The sequence below is a fragment of the Pseudomonas sp. TE12508 genome (assembly GCF_056279485.1).
This window is the reverse complement of record NZ_JBWCCN010000008.1, coordinates 151,013-174,847: the sequence shown is the minus strand read 5'-3', so window position 1 is coordinate 174,847 and position 23,835 is coordinate 151,013. Positions and strand designations below refer to the sequence as shown.

Here is a 23,835-nt window from a genome sequence, read left to right as displayed (position 1 = left end):
CCTTAAACGGCCAGGCCGACCATTCTGGCCAGTTCGACGGTGCGATTCGCGTAACCCCATTCATTGTCATACCAGGCATAGAGTTTGACCTGGGTGCCATTGATGACCATGGTCGACAGCGCATCGATGATCGATGAGCGCGGGTCGGTGCGGTAGTCGATGGACACCAGCGGACGCTCCTCGAAACCGAGAATGTCTTTCAGTTCGTTCTCGGACGCGTCCTTGAGGAACTGATTCACTTCTTCGACGGTGGTGACGCGCTCGACTTCAAAGACACAATCGGTCAGCGAAGCGTTGGCCAACGGTACGCGCACGGCGTGGCCATTCAGACGCCCGCGCAGTTCCGGGAAGATTTCGGCAATCGCGGTGGCGGAGCCGGTGCTGGTCGGGATCAAACTCATGCCCGACGCCCGGGCACGGCGCAAATCCTTGTGGGGTTGGTCGAGGATGCTTTGAGTGTTGGTCAGGTCGTGGATGGTGGTGATCGAGCCGTGGCGAATGCCCAGCTTCTCGTGGATCACCTTCACCACCGGCGCCAGGCAGTTGGTGGTACACGACGCGGCGGTGACAATGCGATGTTCCGCCGGGTTGAACAGCTGATGGTTGACGCCCATGACGATGTTCAGCGCGCCCTGCTCCTTCACCGGGGCGCTGACCACCACACGCTTCACGCCTTGGTCGAGGTAAGCCTGAAGCACCGCGACGGTCTTCATCTTGCCGCTGGCTTCAATCACCAGATCGCAGCCCGACCAATCGGTGTCGGCAATCGCCTTGTTGGCCGTTACCTTGATGCGTTTGCCGTCGATGACGATGTTGTCGCCCTCGGAGTCGGCCTGGTCATTCCAACGGCCATGCACCGAGTCGAAGTTCAGCAGGTGCGCATGCGTTGCCGCGTCACCTGCCGGATCGTTGATCTGCACGAATTCAAACTCTGGCCAGCGCCAGGCTGCTCGCAGAGCGAGGCGACCGATGCGGCCAAAACCATTGATGCCCACTTTGATAGTCATGTTGGTGTGCTCTGTTTCTGTTGTCAGGGGTGGCGCTTTGGGAATCATCAAGCCGGGCAGCAAGCCGCTGCCCGTTCAGGACGGTCACCCATGTCTTCAAGGCGTTTGGCATCCGGGCTCAACCAGTGCTTGTTGGCTTCGAGCACCAAGGTCAGCACCTGATGCACCCAGTCCGGGAGATTCGGGTGCAGCCGGTAATAAACCCATTGGCCCTGCCGACGGTCCGAGAGCAATCCGCCTGTGCGCAACTGCGCCAGGTGCCTGGAGACTTTGGGCTGGCTCTCATTCAACGCACAGGTCAGCTCGCAGACGCACAGTTCACCCTCTCGGGCGATGAGCAGCATCATGCGAACCCGGTTGTCGTCAGCCAGGCATTTGAAAACAGTGGTCGGCGTCAGTTGGTCAGCCATTGGGTTTCTCAGCGTTTGGTGTACACGCGGTGCGAATGAATACAGGCATATGCGTTTTACCGAATATATGTTTTCCCGCATGTACGGGTCAACGTGCCAACCTCTGGCTGGTGCGCTCACTGACCAACACCTGGCGCGTAGGCATGGGGGCGAACTATGTCGATGACCGTTACACCGCCCTGGATAACCAGGTGGTCATGCCCGCTTACACCACCGTCGACGCGGCGTTGCTCTACAACTTGCCGAAATGGGACATGGCGTTGCGCTTGCGTAACGTCTTCGACAAGGACTATTACGCCTCGGCCCATGGCTCGGTGGACCTGATCACCCCCGGAGCACCACGGACTCTGGAGCTGAGCACCAACTACCGGTTCTGAGTGGAAACCTGAAAGCAAATGCCCTGCCTTCCAGGCAATGCTAATCAAGCACTGTTCCTCAGTCATGCTTACCTTTGTGGCGAGCGAGCTTGCTCGAGTTGGGCTGCGTAGCGGCCCCAAAGATCTGACAACAATCGTCGATTTTTGTGAGTGCTACGCACTCAAGCGGGAGCAAGCTCCCTCGCCACAGGTGTCGGTGACTCAAGACGCTCTTCAGTGAATAGGAACATCGTGACAGCGATCAAAAGCTCGACTAACCTTCAGCGCGCACAAAGTGATTGAGAATCTCTCGCGTTGTCAGACAACAATATTTAGAGGAAAACCCATGCGTAAACTTCTGTTGCTCTCGCTTCTTGCCGCCTCCCCCTTGGCTTTCGCCGGAACTCAATGCACCACAGCCGACAAGGCCCAATGGCAGGACCAGGCCAAGTTTCAGGAAGATCTCAAGGCCAAGGGCTACAACATCAAGAAGTTCAAAGTCACGAGCGGCAATTGCTACGAGATCTACGGCTGGGACAAAGACAAGCGCAAAGTCGAGATCTACTTTGACCCGGTCACCGGCAAAGTCGTGAAAGAAGAAATCGAATAGGCCCCCTGTGAAAGCTGAAACCCTGCGCCTCTGGGACCCGCTCGTACGTATTTGCCACTGGTCCCTGGCGGTTGTCTTCATCAGCGACTACTTCCTCAATGAGGAAGGAGACGGCTGGCATCGCTGGCTCGGCTATTACGCCGTAGCTGTCGTGCTGGTGCGCGTGGTGTGGGGGTTCATCGGCCCGCCATCGGCGCGTTGGTCAGACTTCTGGCCGACGCCGACGCGGGTCGTTCAGCATGGCCGGGCGCTGTTTTCCGGCAAGGACTATCACCGCATGGGGCACTCGCCCATCGGTGCACTGGTGATGGTCTTCATGCTGCTGTTGATGACCGGTCTGGGTATCAGCGGTTTCTTGATGGAAGAAGTGGACTATTTCTGGGGCGAAGACTGGCTACGTGATGTTCACGAGTTTATGGCCAATGCACTGCTCGCATTAGTTTGTGTGCATATCGTCGCAGCGTTGGTGGAAAGCCTGCGTTTGCGTGAAAACCTGCCTCTGTCGATGATCACTGGCCATCGTCGTAAGCGCTAACGCTCAAGCACGCTCCCCCACGCAAAGGTTCTTGCCCTCTCCCCCACGGGAGAGGGCGGGGGCCAACCCTATGTGTGATGTATTTCCCGATCCTTGGTTTCCGGCAGGAAGAACGTGCCAAGAATGGCCGTCATCACGGCGATGACGATCGGGTACCACAGCCCGTAGTAGATATCCCCCGTGGCCGCGACCATGGCGAACGCCACCGTGGGCAGAAAGCCGCCGAACCAGCCATTGCCGATGTGGTACGGCAGCGACATCGAGGTGTAGCGAATGCGCGCCGGGAAGAGTTCCACCAGCCAGGCGGCGATCGGACCGTAGACCATCGTGACGTAGATCACCAGGATGGTCAGGAGCAGCAGCACCATCGGATAGTTGGTCTTGGCCGGGTCGGCCTTCTCGGGGTAACCGGCGTCCTTGAGGCCGGTGCCGAGGGTAGCGACGAAGGCATCGTTGCGGGCCTTGAAGTCGGCGGCCGGCATGCCGGTGCCCTCGAAGCTCGGGATCACCTTGTCGCCGATGCGGACCTGCGCGATTGCACCTGGCTCAGCCTTCTCGTTCTTGTAGGGTATGGCCCTCTTCGCCAGTACGGTCTTGGCAAGGTCGCAGGAGCTGGTGAATTTGGCCTTGCCCACCGGGTCGAACTGGAACGAGCACTTACTCTGATCGGCGATCACCGTGACCGGGTTCTTCTCCTGCGCGGCGAACACGTCGGGGTTACCGTATTGGGTCAACGCGTGGAAGATCGGGAAGTAGGTCAGCGCCGCGATAATGCAGCCGGCCATGATGATTCCCTTGCGGCCGATGCGATCGGACAGGCTGCCGAATACGATGAAGAACGGCGTGCCAATCAGCAGCGAGCCGGCAATCAGATAGTTGGCGGTCTGCGGGTCGATCTTCAGCGTCTGCAGCAGGAAGAACAGCGCATAGAACTGCCCGGTGTACCAGACCACCGCCTGGCCGGCGGTACCGCCAAGCAACGCCATGATCACTATCTTGAGGTTTTCCCAGCGGGCGAAGGATTCGGTCAGCGGCGCCTTGGAGGACTTGCCTTCTTCCTTCATCTTCAAGAACACCGGTGACTCGCTGAGTTGCAAGCGGATGTACACCGAGACGATCAGCAGCAGGATCGACAGCAGGAACGGAATCCGCCAGCCCCAGGCCTCGAAGGCTTCGGTGCCGAGAATGGTTCGGCAGGCGAGGATCACCAGCAGCGAAAGGAACAGGCCGAGGGTCGCGGTGGTCTGGATCCACGAGGTGAAGTAACCGCGTTTGCCTTTGGGCGCATGTTCGGCCACATAGGTCGCCGCACCGCCGTATTCACCGCCCAGGGCCAGACCTTGCAACAGGCGCAAGGTGATCAGGATGATCGGTGCCGCCACGCCGATGGTCGCATAGCCGGGCAGGAAGCCCACTACGGCGGTGGAGATACCCATGATGACAATGGTGATGAGGAACGTGTGCTTGCGCCCGATCATGTCGCCCAGTCGGCCGAAGACGATGGCGCCGAAGGGGCGTACGGCGAAGCCGGCGGCGAACGCGAGCAGCGCGAAAATGAAGGACGTTGTCTCATTGACGCCGGCGAAGAAGTGCTTGGCGATGATCGCGGCGAGGGAGCCGTAAAGGTAGAAGTCGTACCATTCGAACACGGTGCCCAGGGACGAGGCGAAAATGACCTTGCGCTCCTCCCTGGTGATCCCGTGGTGGGGCGCGCTGCCCGTGGATGCGTTGTCGATTGCGGCCATGAGTCTTCTCCGTCTTGCTCTTGTTGTAGGCCGGAGTACCTCACTCTCTTTTTACCGCACCCAGGCCCTAGGGCTATGTCATCGGATTACGGATTGCGCAAAGCATGCAAACAGGCTGACGGCCTCGCATCGCTGCAAGGTTTCCTGAAGCATAATCGGCTTCGCGCAGATATCCACTCGGCCATCCCGCCCAGACCCGGGCCGACGCGCTGTCGAATGACTATTCAGGCCCGTGAAATCCCACGCGAAGCGTCTGGGTGGCGCTCGCTGATGCCTATTCTTCGGGGCGGCCATCGCCTGGAACTTCGCAGCGAAAGAATTTCGTATACCCTATCGCCATCTCACTCCAAACGACCGCTGCCGTGAACCTACCCAAACTCAACGCTCCCGACCTTGGCAATACACCTTCGACCTCGGAAATCATCACCCGTCATCTGCGGGACGCGATCGTCGCCGGGCATTTTGCCGAAGATGAGCCGATTCGCCAGGATGACATCGCCCGCCAGTTCAACGTCAGCAAGATTCCGGTGCGCGAGGCCCTCAAGCGGCTGGAGGCCGAGGGGCTGGTGATGTTCCAGCGTAATCGCGGGGCAATGGTCACGCGGGTTTCCGATGCGGAGCTGGCGCAGATGTTCGAAGTGCGGATGTTGCTGGAGGACAAGATACTGCGCCTGGCCATTCCCAACATGACCGAAGAAACCTTCGCCCGTGCCGAGCGCATCTGTCAGGAATTCATCGGCGAGGACGACGTGGGCCGCTGGGCCGAGCTCAATTGGGAGCTGCACGCTTGCCTTTACGAGCCGGCGCAACGGCCGTTTCTGGTCAGCCTGATTCGTTCGGTCAACGATAAGCTGGAGCGCTACTTGCGCATGCAGATGAGCCTGTCGGCCGGCAAGGAACGGGCTGATCACGAGCACCGTGAGATCATCAAAGCCTGTCGTGCCGGGGATGTGGATCTGGCAGTAAAGCTGTTGGACGAGCACATTGCCGGGGTCTGCAAGACCCTGTTCGAGCACCTGCCTCACGCGCACTGACCGCTAGAATGCTGTGCTGATTTCGTCATCGGCACAGGATAAATCCATCAAGCCGACACCCCGCTGCACAGGCCACTCTTTCGTTCACTCATCTGAACGGACGTGGCCCTCCCATGAAACGCATCACCGTGATCGACTCCCACACCGGCGGCGAACCGACCCGTCTGGTGACCGCCGGCTTTCCTGACCTGGGCACCGGCAGCATGGCCGAACGCCGCAAGCTGCTCGCCGAACATCACGATCAATGGCGCGCCGCTTGTGTGCTGGAACCCCGTGGCAGCGACGTGCTGGTGGGTGCCCTGCTCTGCGAGCCGGTCGACCCGAGCGCCTGTGCCGGGGTGATCTTCTTCAACAATAGCGGTTACCTGGGCATGTGCGGCCACGGCACCATCGGCCTGGTGGCGTCGTTGGCGCATCTGGGCAAGATCAGCCCCGGCGTGCATCGCATCGAGACGCCAGTGGGTACGGTGCAGGCGACCCTGCACGAAGATCATTCGGTGAGCGTGCGCAATGTGCCGGCCTACCGTTACCGCAAGGCGCTGGTGTTGCAGGTGCCAGATGTCGGTCAGGTGGTCGGCGATATCGCCTGGGGCGGTAACTGGTTTTTCCTGATCGCCGAGCATGGCCTGCGGGTGGCCGGCGATAACCTCGACGCGCTGACCGCTTACACCTACGCCGTGCAGCAGGCACTGGAGGCCCAGGGTATACGTGGCGAAGACGGCGGGCTGATCGACCATGTCGAGCTGTTCAGTGATGACGATCACGCCGACAGCCGCAACTTCGTCCTCTGCCCCGGCAAGGCTTATGACCGCTCACCGTGCGGCACTGGCACCAGTGCCAAACTGGCGTGCCTGGCAGCGGACGACAAGTTGCAACCGGGACAGATCTGGCGCCAGGCCAGTGTCATCGGCAGCGAGTTCGAAGGCTCTTACGAATGGCAGGGCGAGCGCGTTGTGCCGACCATTCGCGGCCGCGCTTTTATCAGCGCCGAAGCCAGTTTGATCATCGAACAGGATGACCCGTTCGCCTGGGGCATTCGTCCATGAACGAGGGCCTTGTGGCCGACGTGATCGTGATCGGCGCCGGCATCATCGGTGCCGCCTGTGCCCAGGCGCTGGCCCGTCGTGGTTTGCAAGTGCTGGTGCTGGACGCCGGCCTGCACGGTGCGACGGCGGCGGGCATGGGCCACCTGCTGGTGCTCGACGACAACCCGGCCGAACTGGCCCTGAGTCAATATTCCCTGCAACGCTGGCGCGAACTGGCGCCGGACTTGCCCGACGGCTGCGCCTACCGCAACAACGGCACGCTGTGGCTGGCGGCCAACGCCGAGGAAATGGCGGTCGCCCATGGCAAATACCTGAACCTGCAAGCCCAGGGCGTGGCGTGCGAATTGATCAGCGCCAGTGCCTTGAGCCAGCGTGAACCGGAACTGCGCGAAGGTCTGGAAGGCGGTTTGTTGATCAATGGCGACGGCATTCTTTATGCGCCGGCGACAGCCAACTGGATGCTCGACACGCCGAACATCCGTCAACGCCGGGCGCGGGTCAGCGCGGTCGATGGCAACCGCGTCTGCCTCGATGACGGTCGCTGGTTGAGTGCCGAAGCGGTGGTGTTGGCCAACGGTATTCAGGCCAACGAACTGTGCCCGGAGTTACCCATCGAGCCGAAAAAAGGTCACCTGCTGATTACCGATCGCTACCCCCGCACCGTCACCCACACCTTGGTAGAACTGGGTTACGTCACCAGCGCCCACAACGCCACGGGACCGTCGACCGCCTGCAATATTCAGCCGCGCCCCACCGGGCAATTGTTCATCGGTGCCTCGCGGCAATTCGGCACCACCGACCCGCAGGTCGAAGGCTGGATGCTGGCGAAAATGCTCAAGCGCGCCGCCGAGTACATGCCGGGGCTGGCCCGACTCAACGGCATCCGCGCCTGGACCGGTTTTCGCGCCGCCAGCCCTGACGGCCTGCCGCTGGTTGGCCAACACCCGCAGCGCCAAGGCTTGTGGCTGGCGGTCGGTCATGAAGGGTTGGGGGTCACCACGGCCCCCGGCACCGCCGACTTGCTGGTGGCGCAACTGTTCAACGAAACCCCGCCTCTGGCCGCACAGCCCTATCTGCCCCAGCGTTTCCTCGGAGAACCTGTCTATGCCTGAATTGCTGCTGGATGGCCGCGCCTTGAAGGTTGCCAAGGGCACCAGCGTCGCCGCTGCCTTGGCGTTGGGCAGCGACGGCTGCACGCGCACGTCGGTCAGTGGTCAGCGCCGCGCACCGCTGTGCGGCATGGGTATCTGCCAGGAATGCCGGGTGACCATCGACGGCCGGCGACGCCTCGCCTGCCAGACTTTGTGCCGAGACGGCATGCAGGTGGAGACACGCTCATGAACGAATACGCCGATCTGCTGATCATCGGTGCAGGCCCCGCTGGCATGGCCGCCGCCCTTGCCGCCGCACCCAGCGGCGCACGCATCGTCCTGCTCGACGACAACCCGCTGCCGGGCGGGCAAATCTGGCGTGACGGCCCTCAAGCCAACGTGCCCGATCAGGCCCTGCGCCTGCGTGAGCGTTTGCAGTCCTGCAGTAACATCCGCCGTCACGCTGGCACCCGAGTGATCGCCAGTCCCGGTCCGAAACAACTGTTGGTCGAAGATGAGGACAACGGCTGGCTGATCAGCTACGACAAACTGATTCTGTGCACCGGCGCCCGCGAATTGCTGCTGCCCTTCCCCGGCTGGACATTGCCCGGCGTGACCGGGGCCGGTGGTTTGCAGGCGCTGATCAAGGCGGGTGTGCCGGTGCAGGGTGAGCGTGTGGTGATCGCCGGCAGCGGCCCGCTATTACTGGCGAGTGCCGCCACCGCGAAAAAACATGGCGCCCAAGTACAACGCATCGCCGAGCAAGCCTCGCGCACCGCCGTCGCCGGTTTCGCCGCGCAACTGCCCCGCTGGCCCAACAAGCTGATGCAATCGTTCAGCTTGTTCGACCGCCATTACCGCACCGCGACTCATGTGCTGGCCGCCCTCGGCACTGACCGACTGGAAGGCGTGCGCCTGCAACAGCAAGGCAAAATCGTCGAACTGGCATGTGATCGGCTGGCCTGTGGTTTCGGTTTGATCCCGAACATTCAATTGGGCCAGGCACTGGGTTATGCCATCGAGGGTCAGGCGTTGGCGGTGGATGCCTGGCAGGCCAGCAGCCGTGCCGATCATTATGCGGCAGGTGAATGCACCGGGTTTGGTGGCAGTGAACTGGCGTTGGTCGAAGGTGCAATTGCTGGTCACGCGGCGGTCGGAGACCTTGAAGCGGCCCGCCAATTATGGCCGCGCCGGGCACGCTGGCAGGGTTTCGCCAGAGCGCTGAATCAGGCATTCGCCCTCGCCCCGCCACTCAAGTCCCTGGCCCAGCCCGACACCCTGGTCTGCCGCTGCGAAGACGTGCCCTACGCCGCATTGGCCGGGCACACTGACTGGCGCGAAGCCAAGCTGGCCAGTCGCTGCGGCATGGGCGCCTGTCAGGGCCGGGTGTGCGGCGGTGCGGTGCAGCACCTGTTCGGCTGGCAACCTTCGGCACCCCGCCCACCCTTCAGCCCGGCGCGAATCGAGACCTTGATGTGCCTGGACGACACCCCACCGACCTGATTCCCCCTCGGGGGTTTCGGCCACGCTGCCGAGCCTCTATGATCCCGGGGTCGCCCTCAGACCCCAGCGCCATGTATCCCTCGCTCAGCACCTTCAAACCCTGCGACCTGCCAACGCTGCTCAACAGCCTGCAGCCGATCGCGCCGCTGCTCGATACCCTCTCGGATGTGGTGTTTTTCATCAAGGACAGCGAAGCCCGCTACGCCTTCGTCAACCAGACTTTGGCCCGGCGTTGCGGTTTCAAACATCGCGAAGAGCTGCTGGGGCGCACCGCCGAAATGGTCTTCCCGGAACGCTTCGGCCCGCTGTACACCGAACAGGATCGACGGGTCCTGTCCAGCGGCCGCGAACTGGCCGACCAACTGGAGCTGCACCTGTATTACGGCAATCAACCGATCTGGTGCCTGACCCACAAACTCGCCTTGCAGGATGAACAGGGTCAGATCGTTGGCCTGGCCGGGATCTCCCGCGACCTGCAATCCCCCCAATCCAACCACCCCGCGTTCCAAAAGCTCGCCGCCGTGGATGCGCACATCCGCAGCCACTTCGCCCGCGCCATCAGCCTCGCCGAACTGACCGCCATCGCCGGCTATTCCGTGGCGCAACTGGAGCGTCACTGCAAACGGGTGTTCCAGCTCACCCCACGGCAGATGATTCACAAGGCGCGTCTGGAAGAAGGTTCGCGGCTGTTACTGCACACCGACCTGCCAATCACCGAAATCGCCCTGCGCTGCGGCTACACCGACCACAGTGCCTTCAGCCGACAGTTCCGCGCGTTGACCAGCTTGTCACCGAGTCAGTATCGGGATAATCCACGCTAGGTGGAGGTAAGGATCGTTCCCACGCTCCGCGTGGGAATGCAGCCCGGGACGCTCCGCGTCCCACTCTCTAAAGCCGAACGCAGAGCGTCCGTTGAGGCATTCCCACGCAGAGCGTGGGAACGATCAACAGGCGATGTTTAAACGACACTTCCAGACACTCACCCAGGCTACACATCCTTGCGCCGTTGCCTACGACTACGCCAGAATCCGCCGGCTTGTGCGCCTTGAGGCCGGGCTCTATCGTTTCCGGGTCGCTGACGAATCAGCGATCGGATTTGACCGTCCGAATCAATCAAGGCGCGCCAGCGTCCAAGACCTAATTCAGGCATTGTCTGAAGTATCGTGTCGCGGTGGCTGTGCGTGGGACACCTTCGGGTGTGCCGGAGTCCTTGATGTCCGGTCGGTCAACCCGCGTACAGCTGCCACCTTGTTCGTTTGACCGCGAACGGCGGCAGCTCCAGTCATCAAGGAGCTTCACCATGTTCAAACCGACACCCAACCCACCTGAAACAGATCCAACATCCCCCTACGAATCCCTCGATTCCAAAAAACTCAACGAAGCCGCCGACCGCGCGCTCGATTACTACCTCAAGCCCCCCATCCCCAAAGACACCAGGCGCAAACCCAGCACCATTTACCATGTGGGTGCAAAGGTCGATAACGAAACGCTACTGGTCAACGCCTGCGAGTCCCTGGCGTCAGCGAGCATGATGCTCAGCGAGTTCGCCGGGTTGATGGACATGCCACATCGCAACATGATGTTGGGGATTCAATCGGTGGTCATGCTCGGTGAGCTGGCAGTGAACCGGGTGCTGGATAACCTCGACCCGCGAGGTTAGCGAGGATGATCGTTCCCACGCTCTGCGTGGGAATGCAGCCCGGGACGCTCCGCGTCCCTTCCAGAGCCGAACGCAGAGCGTCCGTTGAGGCATTCCCACGCGGAGCGTGGGAACGATCAACAGGGCCCGGTGTTCCTTAAAGGGGCGCCCCGCACAACCATTGCTCCCATCTGTAACACCTGCCGTTGCGGGCCCAAGCCTCCACGGCATCACTCCCCTCCAGTTGCGCCACCGCAACACCTCTACTTCAAGGTCTGACACTAAATTCGCGCCTCGGCCTGGAAATAGGCACGTTGATTGCTATTGTTAATATCGTATACGAAATCCCCAATACGATATCCAACAGCACTTCACATCAACGAGGCCTCTATGAAAAACCCCGCATTTGCCGTAGCCCTCAGCGCTGTTCTCAGTACCTCCTTCATCGCCACCGCACAGGCCGACAAGCTCGACGACATCATCGGTTCGGGCAAGCTGCGCTGCGCCGTGACCCTGGACTTCCCGCCCATGGGTTTTCGCGATGCCGGCAACAACCCGGCCGGTTTCGACGTGGACTACTGCCATGACCTGGCGAAAATCCTCGGGGTCGACGCCGAAGTGGTCGAGACGCCGTTCCCGGACCGCATTCCGGCGCTGGTCTCCGGCCGGGCCGACGTGATCGTCGCCTCTACCTCCGACACCCTCGAACGGGCCAAGACCGTCGGCCTCACGGTGCCCTACTTTGCCTTCCAGATGGTGGTGCTGACCCGCGACGACACCGGCATCAACAGCTTCGATGACCTCAAGGGCAAACCCGTGGGCAACACCAGCGGCACTTATGAGGCCATCGCCCTGGAGAAAGACGTGAAGAGCTGGGGCACCGGTACCTTCCGCGCCTATCAGTCGCAAAACGACACGTTGCTTGCCGTCGCCCAAGGCCATATCGCCGCCACCGTGGTCACCAACACCGTCGCCGCCGCCACCCTCAAATCCGGCAAATACAAAAACCTGAAAGTCGCCGGTAATGCGCCGTACGTGATCGACTACGTTTCCCTCGGCGCCAAGCGCAACGAGTATGGCCTGCTCAATTACCTCAACCTGTTCGTCAACCAACAGGTGCGCACCGGTCGTTACAAGGAGCTGTTCGTCAAATGGGTTGGCACTGAAATTTCGCCGACCAACCTGACCGTGCCACAGGTCTACTACTAAGGTGTCCGGCATGCCTAGGCCCACTTCTCTGACCGGTCGCAGCCTGGTCGCGGGCGCCGCCGAGGGCGCCCTGCTGTTCGCCGATATCGGGTTGAGTTTCTGGGGCGGGGTCGATCCGTACAGCGGCGAGATCATTGACCGTCACCACCCGCTCAGCGGCGAATACCTGGCCGGCCGCGTGCTGGCCATCCCCAGCGGTCGCGGCTCGTGCACCGGCAGTAGCGTGTTGATGGAACTGATCAGCAACGGTCACGCACCGGCGGCATTGGTGCTGGCCGAACCCGATGAGATCCTGACCCTGGGCGTGCTCGTGGCACAGACCATTTTCGAGCGTTCCCTGCCGGTGCTGTGCATCGGCCGGAAGGCCTTCGCCGCTCTGCGCGGCAAGGCTTTCGCTCGGGTCGAAGGCGCAATGCTGAGCCTGTTCGAGCACCCGCCGGGCAATGCCTGGCAGGCACTCGACAACCCTTTGCCGAGCACCGATATCGTCACCGCGATCGAACTCACCGAACACGACCGGGCGCTGCTCGACGGCCAGCATGGCAAGGCCGCGCAGGTGGCGATGCAGATCGTCCTGCGCATGGCCGAACTGCAAGGTGCCCGCCATCTGGTGGATGTCACCCAAGCGCACATCGACGGTTGCATTTATACGGGACCGGCGAGCCTGCGTTTTGCCCAACAGTTGGTGCAATGGGGAGCAACAGTGCGGGTGCCCACTACCCTCAATTCGATTTCCGTGGACCAGCGCCGCTGGCGCGAGCTGGGCATCGACCCGGCACTCGGTGAACCGGCCAGTGCCTTGGGCGATGCCTATATGGCGATGGGTGCACAGCTGAGTTTCACCTGCGCGCCCTACCTGCTCGACAGCGCGCCGAAGGCTGGCGAGCAGATCGTCTGGGCCGAATCCAACGCGGTGGTTTACGCCAATAGCGTGCTCGGTGCACGCACCCTGAAGTACCCGGACTACCTGGACATCTGCATCGCGCTGACCGGTCGCGCCCCGTTGATCGGCTGCCATCTGGACGCGCAACGCAAGGCCCGACTGCAGATCGAGTTGCCTGCCTTGGGTGAACTGGACGACGCCTTCTATCCGCTGCTCGGTTACCACATCGGCGCGCTGGCGGGCAGCCGGATTCCACTGGTGCGCGGGTTGGAAAATCGCCAGCCAAGCCTGGACGACCTCAAAGCTTTCGGCGCGGCATTTGCCACCACCTCCGCCGCGCCCTTGTTCCATATCGCCGGGATAACCCCGGAGGCTATCGACCCGGCGCAAGTGCTGGAAGTGGATGGGTTTCTACCCGTGGTAAAAATCCGACTGAACGATCTATTGGTCAGCTGGTACGAACTTAACAGTGCCCGCGACAACCGGGTGGATGTGGTCTCGCTGGGCAATCCGCATTTCTCCCTCAGCGAGTTCGCCCACCTCGCGCGGTTGTGCCTCGGTCGGCACAAACACCCTGACGTGGTCCTCGCCATTACCTGCGGCCGTGCCGTGCTGGAGCAGGCGCGCGAAGCCGGGCATATCGCCGTGATCGAAGCTTTCGGCGCCACCCTGGTCACCGATACCTGCTGGTGCATGCTCGGCGAACCGGTGATCCCGCTGGCCGCAAAAACCTTGATGACCAACTCCGGCAAGTACGCCCATTACGCACCCGGCCTGGTGGGCCGCAAGGTGCATTTCGCCAGCATCAAAGAATGCGTCGATGCCGCCTGCAATGCCACCGCCAGCGGGCGCTTGCCGGCGTGGTTACAACCTGCCGCCCTACTGGAGAGCCCTGCGCATGTTTGACTACAGCTTCCAATGGCGCTCAGCGCTGCGCGCCCTGCCGGACATGCTTGCCGGTGCCCTGGTCACCTTCGAGACTGCGGCGCTGTCGATGATCTTCGGCGTACTGATCGCCCTTGCCCTGACCGTGATACGCGAAAGCAAAAACCCGCTGCTGCGCGGCATCGGCAACGGCTGGGTATCGATCGCGCGCAACACCCCGTCGCTGTTCCAGATCTACGTCCTGTACTTCGGCCTCGGCTCGCTGGGCCTGCACGTCAGTTCATGGCTCGCCCTGCTGGCCGGGATCACCTTCAACAATGCCGGGTATCTGGCGGAGAACTTTCGCGGTGGCCTAAAGGCCGTCCCGGACACACAAGTGCGCGCCGCACGTTCGCTGGGCATGAGCGCCTTTCAGGCCTACCGCATGATCATCGTCCCGCAGCTGCTGCGGATCGTCTTCTACCCACTGACTAATCAGATGGTCTGGGCGGTGCTGATGACGTCGCTGGGGGTGATCGTCGGGCTGAACAATGACCTGACCGGCGTGACCCAGGACTACAACGTCAAAACGTTCCGCACCTTCGAGTTCTTTGCCATCGCAGCGGTGCTGTATTACCTGATTGCCAAGGCGATCGTCGCGGCAGCCCGGCTGATGGCCTGGCGGTTGTTCCGTTACTGAGGAGCTGTCCATGTTTGCCACCGGTTTTTCCTCCAATGACCTGTTGTTCCTGCTCAATGGCGCCTGGGTCACGCTGCAACTGACCTTCTGGTCGATCATGCTCGGCTCCCTGGCCGGCTTGCTCTTCGGCCTGCTGCGGGCCTTGTTGCCGCGGGCCAGTTTGCCCCTGGCCTGGGTGCTGGATGTGTTTCGCAGCGTGCCGCTGCTGATCCAGTTCGTGCTGTTCAACTCGCTCAAAAGCATCGTCGGTTTGAACATCAGCGCCTTCAGTGTCGGCTGCATCGTGCTGGGGGTTTACGCTGCCGCGTACTTCACCGAGATCGTGCGCGCTGGCGTGCTGTCGGTGCCGTTCACCCTGCGCCGGGCCAGTCGCTCGCTGGGCCTGAGCTTCCTGCAGGACCTGCGCTGGATCGTCCTGCCGATGGCCACCCGGGTGGCTTTTCCCGGCTGGCTGAACCTGGTGCTCGGCGTGATGAAAGACACCGCGCTGGTGATGTGGATCGGCATCGTCGAACTGCTGCGCGCCTCGCAAACCATCGTCACCCGCATCCAGGAACCGTTGCTGGTGCTGTGCATCGCGGGCCTTATTTACTACGTCATGAGCCTGGTGGTCGCACGCCTGGGCGCTCGTCTGGAAAGAAGGTGGCAAGAAAATGATTGAGATCGACAACGTACATAAATCCTTCGGCGACCTCGCCGTGGTCAAGGGTGTCAGCCTGACGGTGAACAAGGGCGAGGTGGTGTCGATCATCGGCGGCTCGGGCTCCGGCAAATCGACCCTGCTGATGTGCATCAACGGCCTGGAACCGATCCAGAAAGGCAGCATTCGCGTCGACGGCGTCGAGGTCCATGACAGCGCCACCGACCTCAATCGCCTGCGGCAGAAAATCGGCATCGTGTTCCAGCAATGGAATGCCTTCCCCCACCTGACAGTGCTGGAAAACGTGATGCTGGCCCCGCGCAAAGTCTTGGGTAAAAGCAAGCGCGAGGCCGAGGAACTGGCGGTGCAGCAACTGACCCACGTGGGCCTTGGCGACAAGCTCAAGACCTTCCCGGGCAAGTTGTCCGGCGGTCAGCAACAACGCATGGCGATTGCCCGCGCCCTGGCCATGTCGCCGGACTACATGCTGTTCGACGAAGCCACCTCGGCCCTCGATCCGCAATTGGTCGGTGAGGTGCTGGACACCATGCGCATGCTCGCCGAAGACGGCATGACCATGGTGCTGGTGACCCACGAAATCCGCTTTGCCCGCGATGTCTCCGACCGCGTGGCGTTCTTTCGCAATGGGCTGGTGCATGAGATTGGTTCGCCGGATCAGGTGATTGGTAATCCGGTGCATGCGGAAACGGCGGCGTTTCTAAAGTCAGTGAAGTAAGCGGTGAATTCATCGCGAGCAGGCTCGCTCCCACAGTGGGCTGCGTCGATCACCGACTTTGTGTTCACCACAAAACCCTGTGGGAGCGAGCCTGCTCGCGATGAGGCCCTAACAGACAAAACAAGGAGCAAACCATGCGCTCATCGAAAGTCATTCACGTAGTCAGCTGTCACGCCGAAGGCGAAGTCGGCGATGTGATCGTCGGCGGCGTCGCCCCGCCGCCCGGGGCCACCGTTTGGGAACAATCGCGCTGGATCGCCAAGGATCAAACCTTGCGCAACTTCGTCCTCAACGAACCTCGCGGCGGCGTGTTCCGCCACGTCAACCTGTTGGTGCCGGCCAAGGATCCTCGGGCGCAAATGGCCTGGATCATCATGGAACCGGCGGACACGCCACCGATGTCCGGTTCCAATTCGCTGTGCGTGGCCACGGTGCTGCTAGACAGCGGCATCCTGCCGATGACCGAACCGCAAACCCGACTGGTGCTCGAAGCGCCCGGCGGCCTGATCGAGGCCGTGGCCGATTGCCGTGATGGCAAGGTCGAACGGGTAGAAATCAAGAACGTGCCCTCCTTCGCTGATCGCCTCGACGCCTGGATCGAAGTCGAAGGCCTCGGCTCGTTGCAGGTCGACACCGCGTACGGCGGCGACAGTTTTGTCATCGCCGACGCCGAACGCCTGGGCTTTTCCATTCGTCCTGATGAGGCTGCCGACCTGGTGGCGGTCGGGCTGAAAATCACTCGCGCGGCCAATGAACAGCTGGGCTTCGTCCATCCGCTGAACCCTGAGTGGTCGCATATTTCCTTCTGCCAGATTGCCGCGCCCATCGTCGTTGAGAATGGCATCGCCACTGGTGCCAACGCGGTAGTGATTCAACCCGGCAAGATCGACCGCTCGCCCACCGGCACCGGCTGTTCGGCGCGCATGGCGGTGCTGCAGGCCAAAGGCTTGATGCAAGTGGGCGAGCGCTTTATTGGCCGCTCGATCATCGGTTCCGAATTCCATTGCCGCATCGATTCCCTGACCGAAGTGGCCGGGCGAGCGGCGATCTACCCGTGTATTTCCGGCCGGGCCTGGATCACCGGCACCCACCAATTGCTGCTAGATCCAAGCGATCCGTGGCCACAGGGCTATCGCTTGTCAGACACCTGGCCGGGTGCCTGAGGCCGAAGCAGAGCTTTTGTGGCGAGGATGTTTGTATGGAGAAGGTGCTTTTGTGGCCAGGCAGCTTTTTGTGGCGAGGGAGCTTGCTCCCGTTCGGCTGCGCAGCAGTCGTGAAACCAGAGTACCGATTGTTTCAGACAAACCGCGATTACAGCATTGGGGCTGCTGCGCAACCCAGCGGGAGCAAGCTCCCTCGCCACAAAAGCCCCCCTTACCACAAGGGCTGCCTCACCACACAAGCTCCCTAGCCACAGTGATTTCACCCACCAGCAAAAAACCCTGATTGATTGAAAAAAGCACTAGCCGAATATTGTCACTTGAAATATCGTATACGAAATACAAAAACGAACCGGAGGCAACAATGAGCAAACGTATCAACTGGAGTGGCGTCTTCCCCGCGGTGACCACTCAATTCAACGATGACTTCTCCATCAACCTGGAAAAAACCCATCAGGTGATTTCCAACGTGATCCGTGACGGCGTCTCAGGCCTGGTGGTGTGCGGTTCGGTGGGGGAAAACACCTCATTGACCGCCGAAGAAAAAATCGCCGTGACCGAAGTCGCGGTCGACGCCTCCCGGGGTCGCGTGCCAGTGATCTGCGGTGTGGCCGAGTTCACCAGCGTGCAAGCGGCCAAGGTCGCCAATGCTGTGCGCCGGGTCGGCGTCGACGGCGTGATGCTGATGCCGGCGCTGGTCTATGGTTCCAAGCCGTTCGAAACCGCCGAGCACTACCGTTACGTGGCGAAAAACGCCGACGTACCGTTGATGGTCTACAACAACCCGCCGATCTACAAAAACGACGTCACCCCGGACATCCTGATTTCCCTGGCCGACTGCGACAACGTGGTGTGCTTCAAGGATTCGTCCGGCGATACCCGCCGTTTCATCGACGTGCGCAATGAAGTCGGCGACCGTTTCGTGCTGTTCGCAGGTCTCGACGACGTGGTGCTGGAAAGCATCGCGGTGGGTGCCGAGGGCTGGGTCTCGGGCATGTCCAACGTGTTCCCGAAAGAAGGCGAAACCATCTTCCGCCTGGCCAAGGCCGGTCGCTTCGCCGAAGCCATGCCGATCTACGAATGGCTGATGCCGATCCTGCACCTCGATGCCCGTGCCGACCTGGTGCAGTGCATCAAGCTCTGTGAAGCCATCGCCGGTCGCGGCAGCGCGCTGACCCGTCCGCCACGCCTGGCACTGCCGGAAGCCGATCGGGTGTTCGTCGAGCAGATCATGGCCAAGGCCCTGGCTAACCGTCCGGAGTTGCCAGACGTCGGTCTCTGAGTGATTGCCGGGCGGGTCTTTGCGGACCCGGCCCGGCTGCCTGTTTTTGCGCCTCTACAGGAAACGCCAGCATGTCCAATCCTCTACACACGCAAAGCGCAACCACCCCCTCGGGACTCAAACGCGTAGTGGCCGCCGCCATGGCCGGCACTGTCGCCGAGTGGTACGAATTCTTTCTCTACGGCACAGCCTCCGCACTGGTCTTCGGCCAGTTGTTCTTCCGCCAGACCGACAGCCCCATCGACGGCATCATCGCCGCCTTCGCCCTGTACGCGGTCGGCTTTCTCGCTCGCCCATTGGGCGGTCTGGTGTTCGGTCACTATGGTGACAAATTCGGCCGAAAACGCCTGCTGCAATTGAGCCTGGTGGTGGTCGGTATCACCACTTTTCTGATGGGCTGCCTGCCCGGCTTCGACCAGATCGGCTATGCCGCGCCGGTGTTGTTGGTGCTGCTACGGCTGATCCAGGGCTTTGCCTTTGGTGGTGAATGGGGCGGTGCGATTCTGCTGGTGTCCGAACACTGTCCCGACAACCGTCGCGGCTTCTGGGCCAGCTGGCCGCAAGCCGGGGTGCCGGCCGGCAACCTGGTGGCTACGGTCGCGCTGCTGCTGTTGTCGTCGAACCTGTCGGAAGAACAATTCCTCGCTTGGGGCTGGCGCGTGGCGTTCTGGTTCTCGGCGGTGGTGGTGCTGATCGGCTACTGGATTCGCACCAGCGTCGATGACGCGCCGATCTTCAAAGAAGCCCAGGCCCGTCAGGCGCAGACCAAGCAACAACAGCTGGGCGTGGTCGAAGTGCTGCGTCATCACTGGCGCGCGGTGCTGGTCGGGATTGGCGCACGCTTCGCCGAGAACATCCTCTATTACACCGTGGTGACCTTTTCGATCACCTACCTGAAACTGGTGGTGCACAAGGACACCTCGGAAATTCTGCTGCTGATGTTCGGTGCGCACTTGGTGCACTTTTTCCTGATTCCGTTGATGGGGTATCTGTCGGATATCGTCGGGCGCAAACCGATCTACCTGACCGGCGCGGTGCTCACTGCGTTCTGGGGCTTTATCGGTTTCCCGATGATGGACACCGGCAACAACTGGCTGATCATGGCGGCCATCATCCTGGGCCTGGGCATCGAGTCGATGACCTATGCGCCCTACTCGGCGCTGATGGCCGAAATGTTCCCGACCCATGTGCGCTATACCGCACTTTCACTGTGCTACCAGGTGGCGCCGATTTTCGCCGGTTCCCTGGCACCGCTGATCGCCATCACCTTGCTCAACAAATATCACAGCTCGACACCCATCGCCTGGTACCTGGTGGGCGCCGCGCTGATCTCCATCGTGGCCGTCGGCCTGACCCGGGAAACCCGTGGCAAGTCGTTGCATCAGGTGGATGCCGAATCCGCTGCGCGCATTGCTGCCCTTGATAGCGCCGCGCCGGCCATGGCACGCCGGGGTGATTCGTTGGTTTGAGCGTTGTACCTGTTCACACCCCACTCTGTGGCGAGGGAGCTTGCTCCCGCTCGAGCGCGCAGCACTCGCAAAATAGGCAATTGTTGCCGCTATTTTGGGGCCGCTACGCAGCCCAACGCGAGCAAGCTCGCTCGCCACAAAACAGCGCACGGCTCAGCACCTTGATTGACCTGCAACGGTCCTGCCTCACCTTTCCCGACAGGAGTTTTTTTGATGCCCGAGATCATCGGCCACAACTACATCGGCGGCGCCCGCAGCGCCGCCGGCAGCATCACCCTGCACAGTCACGACGCCGGCACCGGCGAAGCACTGCCCTACTCGTTCATGCAAGCCACCGCTGAGGAAGTGGACGCAGCCGCCCAAGCCGCAGCTGCCGCTTACCCGGCGTTTCGCAACTTGCCGGCAACTCGCCGTGCAGAATTTCTTGAGGCGATCGCCACGCAACTGGATGCACTGGATGATGAATTCGTCGCTCTGGTCACCCGCGAAACCGCCCTGCCGACCGGGCGCATTCAAGGTGAGCGCAGCCGTACCAGCGGCCAAATGCGTCTGTTCGCTCAGGTTCTGCGCCGGGGCGATTTCTATGGTGCGCGCATCGACCGCGCGTTGCCCGACCGTCAGCCATTGCCACGGGTCGACCTGCGCCAATACCGGATCGGCGTCGGCCCGGTGGCCGTGTTCGGCGCCAGTAATTTCCCGCTGGCCTTTTCCACCGCCGGCGGTGACACCGCTGCGGCACTGGCCGCCGGTTGCCCGGTGGTGTTCAAGGCCCACAGCGGACACATGGCGACCGCCGAGTACGTGGCCGATGCAATCATCCGCGCCGCCGAGCAAACCGACATGCCCAAAGGTGTGTTCAACATGATCTACGGTGCAGGCGTCGGTGAAGCGCTGGTCAAGCATCCGGCGATCCAGGCCGTCGGTTTCACCGGCTCGTTAAAAGGTGGTCGCGCGCTCTGCGACATGGCCGCCGCACGGCCACAACCGATCCCGGTGTTCGCCGAAATGAGCAGCATCAACCCGGTGCTGGTATTGCCTGAAGCCCTGATCGCGCGTGGCGAGAAAATCGCCGGTGAACTGGTGGCGTCGGTGGTCCAGGGTTGCGGTCAGTTCTGTACCAATCCGGGGTTGGTGATCGGTATGCGCTCCCCCCACTTCAGCACTTTCATCGCGCGGCTCAGTGCCTTGATGGCCGAACAACCGGCGCAAACCATGCTCAACGCCGGCACCCTCGGCAGCTACGAAAAAGGCGTGCAGGCCTTGCTCGACCATCCGAGAATAATCCGCCTGGCGGGCCAGGATCAGCACGGCAATCAAGCGTGGCCGCAACTGTTCAAGGCCGACGCCAGTCTGCTGCTCAAGGGTGATCCGCTGTTGCAGGAAGAAGTGTTCGGCCCGACCACCCTCGTCGTCGAAGTGGCCGATAAGGCCGAGTTGCGACAAGCACTGAACAATTTGCACGGTCAACTCACCGCCACGTTGATTGGCGAAGCACAGGACCTGAAGGAACACGCCGATCTGCTGGTACTACTGGAACAAAAGGTCGGCCGGGTGCTGTTCAACGGCTACCCCACCGGCGTCGAAGTCTGCGATGCCATGGTGCATGGCGGGCCTTATCCGGCGACCTCCGATGCCCGTGGCACCTCGGTCGGCAGCCTGGCCATCGAGCGCTTCCTGCGCCCGGTGTGCTACCAGAACTGCCCGGACGCCCTGTTGCCCGACGCCCTGAAAAACGCCAACCCGCTGGGTATTGCGCGACTGGTTGATGGCAACAGCCACCGCGAACCGGTTTAACAACACGACCTCATGTGGGAGCGAGCCCCTGTGGCGAGGGGGCTTGCCCCCGTTGGGTCGCGAAGCGGCCCCGGCATTTCATATAACGCCTTTACGACTGCTTCGCAGCCGAACGGGGGCAAGCCCCCTCGCCACACAGCCTCGCTCCTACAGGATTTTCATCGCATTCAAGCCAGCAATGCTTTCAGGTCGTTGTACAGCGCCTCGGGAATCTGTACTCCCTCCACCACACTGCGTGCCCGCGCCGCATAACGCCGTTGCGACGGCAAGCGCGCACCCTGCCCTTCAATGCCCTGAAACAACACTTCGGCCCGGGCCAAATGTTCCTCGGTGGCCGCCCCCAGAAAACGTCGCGGATCCAGCGCAATGATCAACTCGCCATGGTACGGCGACGACTTGCTGCCCGCGTCATAGGCCAGCGATTCTGCACTGGTCAGATCACCGATCAAAGGCCCGGCGATCAACTCCACCATTGCCGCCAGCGCCGAGCCTTTGTGCCCACCGAACGTCAGCATCGCGCCGCCGTCGAGCACGACGTTGGCATCGGTGCTCGGCCGGCCCTCAGCGTCCACGCCCCAACCCTCGGGAATCGCCTTGCCGGCACGTCGATGCAACTCGATATCGCCGCGGGCAATCGCACTGGTGGCGAAGTCGAACACAAACGGATCCTGCCCCGCACGCGGCCAACCAAAGGCAATGGGATTGGTGCCGAACACCGGCACACGTCCCCCGGCCGGAGCCACCCAGGCATGACTCGGATTACACGCCAGCGCCACCAACCCGGCAGCGGTCAACTGCTCGATCTCCACCCACAGTGCCGAGAAATGCACACAGCGATTGATCGCCAACGCCGCAATCCCGTTGGCCCGGGTTTTCTCCGCCAGCAACCCAAGCCCGGCCTGAAACGCCAATTGCGAGAAACCACCAGCGGCATCCACCCGCACGATCGACGGCGCCTGGTCGATCACCTGCGGCTCGGCATCGGCTGACACCTTACCGGCCCGCAGGGAATTCACACAGCCCAGAATCCGGTACAAACCGTGGGAGGCACAGCCATCGCGCTCGCCGGCGATCACCGTCGCCGCCACCGCTTGCGCGTGGGCCAGATTAAAACCGTTGTGCAACAGGATCGATTCGGCCAACTCGCGGGCTTCGATCAGGGTCAGTCGGATCATGCTCATCTCCTTGGACAGACCGGTCAGGGTGGGCCATTCCAAGGCTCACGGCTTGATCGCTTTAGGTCAGGTTGATGACGAATTCGGCATATCGTTGAAACCGTCGACGTTATTGTGTGGCCGCACCACTCGTCGGCAGACGCAACGCGATCAATTGACATCGATGGGGGGCTGCGCAATTATTATTACATCGCATACGATACAAACGTATACGACACACAAATCACATCTTTTGAAACGTAGAGGATCCACCCCATGAGCAAGATCGAAAAAGTACTGGCCACCGGCAAGACTCACACCACCATTAGCGCCGCTGGCAACACTTCGCGTGGCCATAACGGCAGCCTCGACATCCAGCTCTCGTCGCCTGGAAACGCGAAACTGGCGCACGAGTTCAAAACCATTGCACCGCACCCAACCGCAGAGCAGCTGTTCGCCGGCGCATGGTCGGCCTGCTACACCGCCGCCGTCGGGCTGGTGGCCAATGAAATGAACGTGGTGCTGCCGTCTGATCTGTCCGTCGACATCGAAGTCGATCTGGGTCAGACCGGTCCGGCGTACTTCCTCCAGGCTCGGTTGACTCTGCGCGTACCAGGTCTGGCGCATGACATCGCGACGACGCTGGCGCATACCGCAGATCAAATCTGCCCGTACTCGAAAGCGACGCGGGGTAACATTGACGTGGCCCTGAACGTTCTCACGGCATGACGCACCGCACGGTCGACATGCCATATATGTCGCATACGCTTTAAGCGTATGCGAATCACAAACCCTTCAACACTACATCGACGTGGCCATAAACGCCCTCACCTCATGATTCACCGTATGGCCGGTTCGATGTTGCTGTCGAACCGGCCACAGTCGAAAGTCAGAGCTGTTCCGACACAATCGCATACGCGGTATATTTTGCCTTTGCGAGCCTTCAACTTTGGCCAACGAGGAAGCAC

The 23,835-nt window shown here is 61.5% G+C and carries 23 protein-coding genes and 1 pseudogene; 20 read left to right on the top strand and 4 right to left on the bottom strand.

Going from position 1 to position 23,835, the window contains the following annotated elements; translation table 11 throughout:
• Nucleotides 1-2: 2 nt before the first annotated feature.
• On the bottom strand, nt 3-1,007 hold the full coding sequence (locus ACZ9IM_RS13265) for an ArsJ-associated glyceraldehyde-3-phosphate dehydrogenase (protein WP_476224164.1): 1,005 nt from the start codon (nt 1,005-1,007) through the stop codon (nt 3-5).
• Nucleotides 1,008-1,054: 47 nt separating this feature from the next.
• Entirely contained in the window at nt 1,055-1,417 is a 363-nt protein-coding gene (locus ACZ9IM_RS13260) for a metalloregulator ArsR/SmtB family transcription factor (protein WP_427623729.1), read from the bottom strand.
• A 95-nt stretch (nt 1,418-1,512) separates the two neighbouring features.
• Between ACZ9IM_RS13260 and ACZ9IM_RS13255 the strand changes: the two are divergent.
• The 3 genes and pseudogenes from ACZ9IM_RS13255 to ACZ9IM_RS13245 all read left to right on the top strand — a co-directional run.
• Nucleotides 1,513-1,794, top strand: a pseudogene (locus ACZ9IM_RS13255) (TonB-dependent receptor); the annotation flags it as partial.
• A 325-nt stretch (nt 1,795-2,119) separates the two neighbouring features.
• Entirely contained in the window at nt 2,120-2,383 is a 264-nt protein-coding gene (locus tag ACZ9IM_RS13250; RefSeq protein WP_007900892.1) for a PepSY domain-containing protein, read from the top strand.
• Nucleotides 2,384-2,390: 7 nt separating this feature from the next.
• Nucleotides 2,391-2,918, top strand: coding sequence for a cytochrome b/b6 domain-containing protein (locus ACZ9IM_RS13245; RefSeq protein ID WP_476224163.1), 528 nt, complete (start codon nt 2,391-2,393; stop codon nt 2,916-2,918).
• 68 nt (nt 2,919-2,986) lie between these two features.
• Here ACZ9IM_RS13245 and ACZ9IM_RS13240 read toward each other — a convergent pair whose 3' ends face one another.
• Nucleotides 2,987-4,663 (bottom strand): MFS transporter, encoded by a 1,677-nt coding sequence (locus ACZ9IM_RS13240; protein ID WP_476224162.1) that lies wholly within the window; start codon nt 4,661-4,663, stop codon nt 2,987-2,989.
• Nucleotides 4,664-5,025: 362 nt separating this feature from the next.
• Between ACZ9IM_RS13240 and ACZ9IM_RS13235 the strand changes: the two genes are divergently transcribed.
• The 16 genes from ACZ9IM_RS13235 (at nt 5,026) to ACZ9IM_RS13160 (ending at nt 21,713) form a co-directional block, all read left to right on the top strand.
• Nucleotides 5,026-5,697, top strand: coding sequence for a GntR family transcriptional regulator (locus ACZ9IM_RS13235; protein ID WP_007900901.1), 672 nt, complete (start codon nt 5,026-5,028; stop codon nt 5,695-5,697).
• A 113-nt stretch (nt 5,698-5,810) separates the two neighbouring features.
• On the top strand, nt 5,811-6,743 hold the full coding sequence (locus tag ACZ9IM_RS13230) for a 4-hydroxyproline epimerase (protein ID WP_476224161.1): 933 nt from the start codon (nt 5,811-5,813) through the stop codon (nt 6,741-6,743).
• Complete coding sequence (locus ACZ9IM_RS13225) at nt 6,740-7,855, top strand: NAD(P)/FAD-dependent oxidoreductase (protein WP_476224160.1); 1,116 nt, start codon at nt 6,740-6,742, stop codon at nt 7,853-7,855. The genes ACZ9IM_RS13230 and ACZ9IM_RS13225 overlap by 4 nt, the downstream gene beginning before the upstream one ends.
• A complete protein-coding gene (locus ACZ9IM_RS13220; protein WP_476224159.1) occupies nt 7,848-8,084 on the top strand; it encodes a (2Fe-2S)-binding protein in 237 nt (78 codons plus the stop codon). The genes ACZ9IM_RS13225 and ACZ9IM_RS13220 overlap by 8 nt, the downstream gene beginning before the upstream one ends.
• On the top strand, nt 8,081-9,337 hold the full coding sequence (locus ACZ9IM_RS13215; RefSeq protein ID WP_476224158.1) for an FAD-dependent oxidoreductase: 1,257 nt from the start codon (nt 8,081-8,083) through the stop codon (nt 9,335-9,337). The genes ACZ9IM_RS13220 and ACZ9IM_RS13215 overlap by 4 nt, the downstream gene beginning before the upstream one ends.
• A 71-nt stretch (nt 9,338-9,408) precedes the next feature.
• Nucleotides 9,409-10,158 (top strand): AraC family transcriptional regulator, encoded by a 750-nt coding sequence (locus ACZ9IM_RS13210; RefSeq protein ID WP_476224157.1) that lies wholly within the window; start codon nt 9,409-9,411, stop codon nt 10,156-10,158.
• A 479-nt stretch (nt 10,159-10,637) separates the two neighbouring features.
• On the top strand, nt 10,638-10,997 hold the full coding sequence (locus ACZ9IM_RS13205) for a DUF6124 family protein (protein ID WP_476224156.1): 360 nt from the start codon (nt 10,638-10,640) through the stop codon (nt 10,995-10,997).
• A gap of 369 nt (nt 10,998-11,366) precedes the next feature.
• A complete protein-coding gene (locus ACZ9IM_RS13200) occupies nt 11,367-12,185 on the top strand; it encodes an ABC transporter substrate-binding protein (protein ID WP_007903735.1) in 819 nt (272 codons plus the stop codon).
• Between the two features lie 10 nt (nt 12,186-12,195).
• Nucleotides 12,196-13,974: a cis-3-hydroxy-L-proline dehydratase gene (gene lhpI / locus ACZ9IM_RS13195; RefSeq protein WP_476224155.1), complete on the top strand. Its 1,779-nt coding sequence runs from the start codon at nt 12,196-12,198 to the stop codon at nt 13,972-13,974.
• Complete coding sequence (locus tag ACZ9IM_RS13190; protein WP_476224154.1) at nt 13,967-14,632, top strand: amino acid ABC transporter permease; 666 nt, start codon at nt 13,967-13,969, stop codon at nt 14,630-14,632. Before lhpI ends, ACZ9IM_RS13190 begins: the two co-directional genes overlap by 8 nt.
• Before the next feature lie 10 nt (nt 14,633-14,642).
• On the top strand, nt 14,643-15,293 hold the full coding sequence (locus tag ACZ9IM_RS13185; protein ID WP_007903724.1) for an amino acid ABC transporter permease: 651 nt from the start codon (nt 14,643-14,645) through the stop codon (nt 15,291-15,293).
• Entirely contained in the window at nt 15,286-16,008 is a 723-nt protein-coding gene (locus ACZ9IM_RS13180) for an amino acid ABC transporter ATP-binding protein (protein ID WP_007903722.1), read from the top strand. The genes ACZ9IM_RS13185 and ACZ9IM_RS13180 overlap by 8 nt, the downstream gene beginning before the upstream one ends.
• Before the next feature lie 134 nt (nt 16,009-16,142).
• Nucleotides 16,143-17,171 carry a trans-3-hydroxy-L-proline dehydratase gene (locus tag ACZ9IM_RS13175; RefSeq protein ID WP_476224153.1) on the top strand — a complete coding sequence of 343 codons (1,029 nt, stop codon included), beginning with the start codon at nt 16,143-16,145 and terminating at the stop codon, nt 17,169-17,171.
• A 361-nt stretch (nt 17,172-17,532) separates the two neighbouring features.
• On the top strand, nt 17,533-18,450 hold the full coding sequence (locus ACZ9IM_RS13170; protein WP_007903713.1) for a dihydrodipicolinate synthase family protein: 918 nt from the start codon (nt 17,533-17,535) through the stop codon (nt 18,448-18,450).
• Between the two features lie 71 nt (nt 18,451-18,521).
• Nucleotides 18,522-19,919: a fosfomycin efflux MFS transporter AbaF gene (gene abaF, locus ACZ9IM_RS13165; protein WP_476224152.1), complete on the top strand. Its 1,398-nt coding sequence runs from the start codon at nt 18,522-18,524 to the stop codon at nt 19,917-19,919.
• Nucleotides 19,920-20,132: 213 nt separating this feature from the next.
• On the top strand, nt 20,133-21,713 hold the full coding sequence (locus tag ACZ9IM_RS13160) for an aldehyde dehydrogenase (NADP(+)) (protein ID WP_476224151.1): 1,581 nt from the start codon (nt 20,133-20,135) through the stop codon (nt 21,711-21,713).
• A gap of 167 nt (nt 21,714-21,880) precedes the next feature.
• On the opposite strand, the gene ACZ9IM_RS13155 is transcribed toward ACZ9IM_RS13160, so the two are convergent.
• Nucleotides 21,881-22,888, bottom strand: a complete 1,008-nt coding sequence (locus ACZ9IM_RS13155) for an Ldh family oxidoreductase (RefSeq protein ID WP_476224150.1) — start codon at nt 22,886-22,888, stop codon at nt 21,881-21,883.
• A gap of 255 nt (nt 22,889-23,143) precedes the next feature.
• Between ACZ9IM_RS13155 and ACZ9IM_RS13150 the strand changes: the two genes are divergently transcribed.
• A complete protein-coding gene (locus ACZ9IM_RS13150; protein WP_476224149.1) occupies nt 23,144-23,596 on the top strand; it encodes an Ohr family peroxiredoxin in 453 nt (150 codons plus the stop codon).
• The last annotated feature ends 239 nt before the right edge of the window (nt 23,597-23,835 follow it).

Bases quoted from the DNA above. Each gene is read 5' to 3' on its own strand.
- ACZ9IM_RS13230 (WP_476224161.1), top strand. From the start codon at position 5,811: ATGAAACGCATCACCGTGATCGACTCCCACACCGGCGGCGAACCGACC.
- ACZ9IM_RS13190 (WP_476224154.1), top strand. From the start codon at position 13,967: ATGTTTGACTACAGCTTCCAATGGCGCTCAGCGCTGCGCGCCCTGCCG.
- ACZ9IM_RS13265 (WP_476224164.1), bottom strand. From the start codon at position 1,007: ATGACTATCAAAGTGGGCATCAATGGTTTTGGCCGCATCGGTCGCCTC.
- ACZ9IM_RS13215 (WP_476224158.1), top strand. From the start codon at position 8,081: ATGAACGAATACGCCGATCTGCTGATCATCGGTGCAGGCCCCGCTGGC.
- ACZ9IM_RS13205 (WP_476224156.1), top strand. From the start codon at position 10,638: ATGTTCAAACCGACACCCAACCCACCTGAAACAGATCCAACATCCCCC.
- ACZ9IM_RS13240 (WP_476224162.1), bottom strand. From the start codon at position 4,663: ATGGCCGCAATCGACAACGCATCCACGGGCAGCGCGCCCCACCACGGG.
- ACZ9IM_RS13170 (WP_007903713.1), top strand. From the start codon at position 17,533: ATGAGCAAACGTATCAACTGGAGTGGCGTCTTCCCCGCGGTGACCACT.
- ACZ9IM_RS13155 (WP_476224150.1), bottom strand. From the start codon at position 22,888: ATGATCCGACTGACCCTGATCGAAGCCCGCGAGTTGGCCGAATCGATC.
- lhpI (WP_476224155.1), top strand. From the start codon at position 12,196: ATGCCTAGGCCCACTTCTCTGACCGGTCGCAGCCTGGTCGCGGGCGCC.
- ACZ9IM_RS13160 (WP_476224151.1), top strand. From the start codon at position 20,133: ATGCCCGAGATCATCGGCCACAACTACATCGGCGGCGCCCGCAGCGCC.
- ACZ9IM_RS13175 (WP_476224153.1), top strand. From the start codon at position 16,143: ATGCGCTCATCGAAAGTCATTCACGTAGTCAGCTGTCACGCCGAAGGC.
- ACZ9IM_RS13225 (WP_476224160.1), top strand. From the start codon at position 6,740: ATGAACGAGGGCCTTGTGGCCGACGTGATCGTGATCGGCGCCGGCATC.
- ACZ9IM_RS13180 (WP_007903722.1), top strand. From the start codon at position 15,286: ATGATTGAGATCGACAACGTACATAAATCCTTCGGCGACCTCGCCGTG.
- ACZ9IM_RS13220 (WP_476224159.1), top strand. From the start codon at position 7,848: ATGCCTGAATTGCTGCTGGATGGCCGCGCCTTGAAGGTTGCCAAGGGC.
- ACZ9IM_RS13185 (WP_007903724.1), top strand. From the start codon at position 14,643: ATGTTTGCCACCGGTTTTTCCTCCAATGACCTGTTGTTCCTGCTCAAT.
- abaF (WP_476224152.1), top strand. From the start codon at position 18,522: ATGTCCAATCCTCTACACACGCAAAGCGCAACCACCCCCTCGGGACTC.
- ACZ9IM_RS13210 (WP_476224157.1), top strand. From the start codon at position 9,409: ATGTATCCCTCGCTCAGCACCTTCAAACCCTGCGACCTGCCAACGCTG.
- ACZ9IM_RS13250 (WP_007900892.1), top strand. From the start codon at position 2,120: ATGCGTAAACTTCTGTTGCTCTCGCTTCTTGCCGCCTCCCCCTTGGCT.
- ACZ9IM_RS13260 (WP_427623729.1), bottom strand. From the start codon at position 1,417: ATGGCTGACCAACTGACGCCGACCACTGTTTTCAAATGCCTGGCTGAC.
- ACZ9IM_RS13150 (WP_476224149.1), top strand. From the start codon at position 23,144: ATGAGCAAGATCGAAAAAGTACTGGCCACCGGCAAGACTCACACCACC.
- ACZ9IM_RS13200 (WP_007903735.1), top strand. From the start codon at position 11,367: ATGAAAAACCCCGCATTTGCCGTAGCCCTCAGCGCTGTTCTCAGTACC.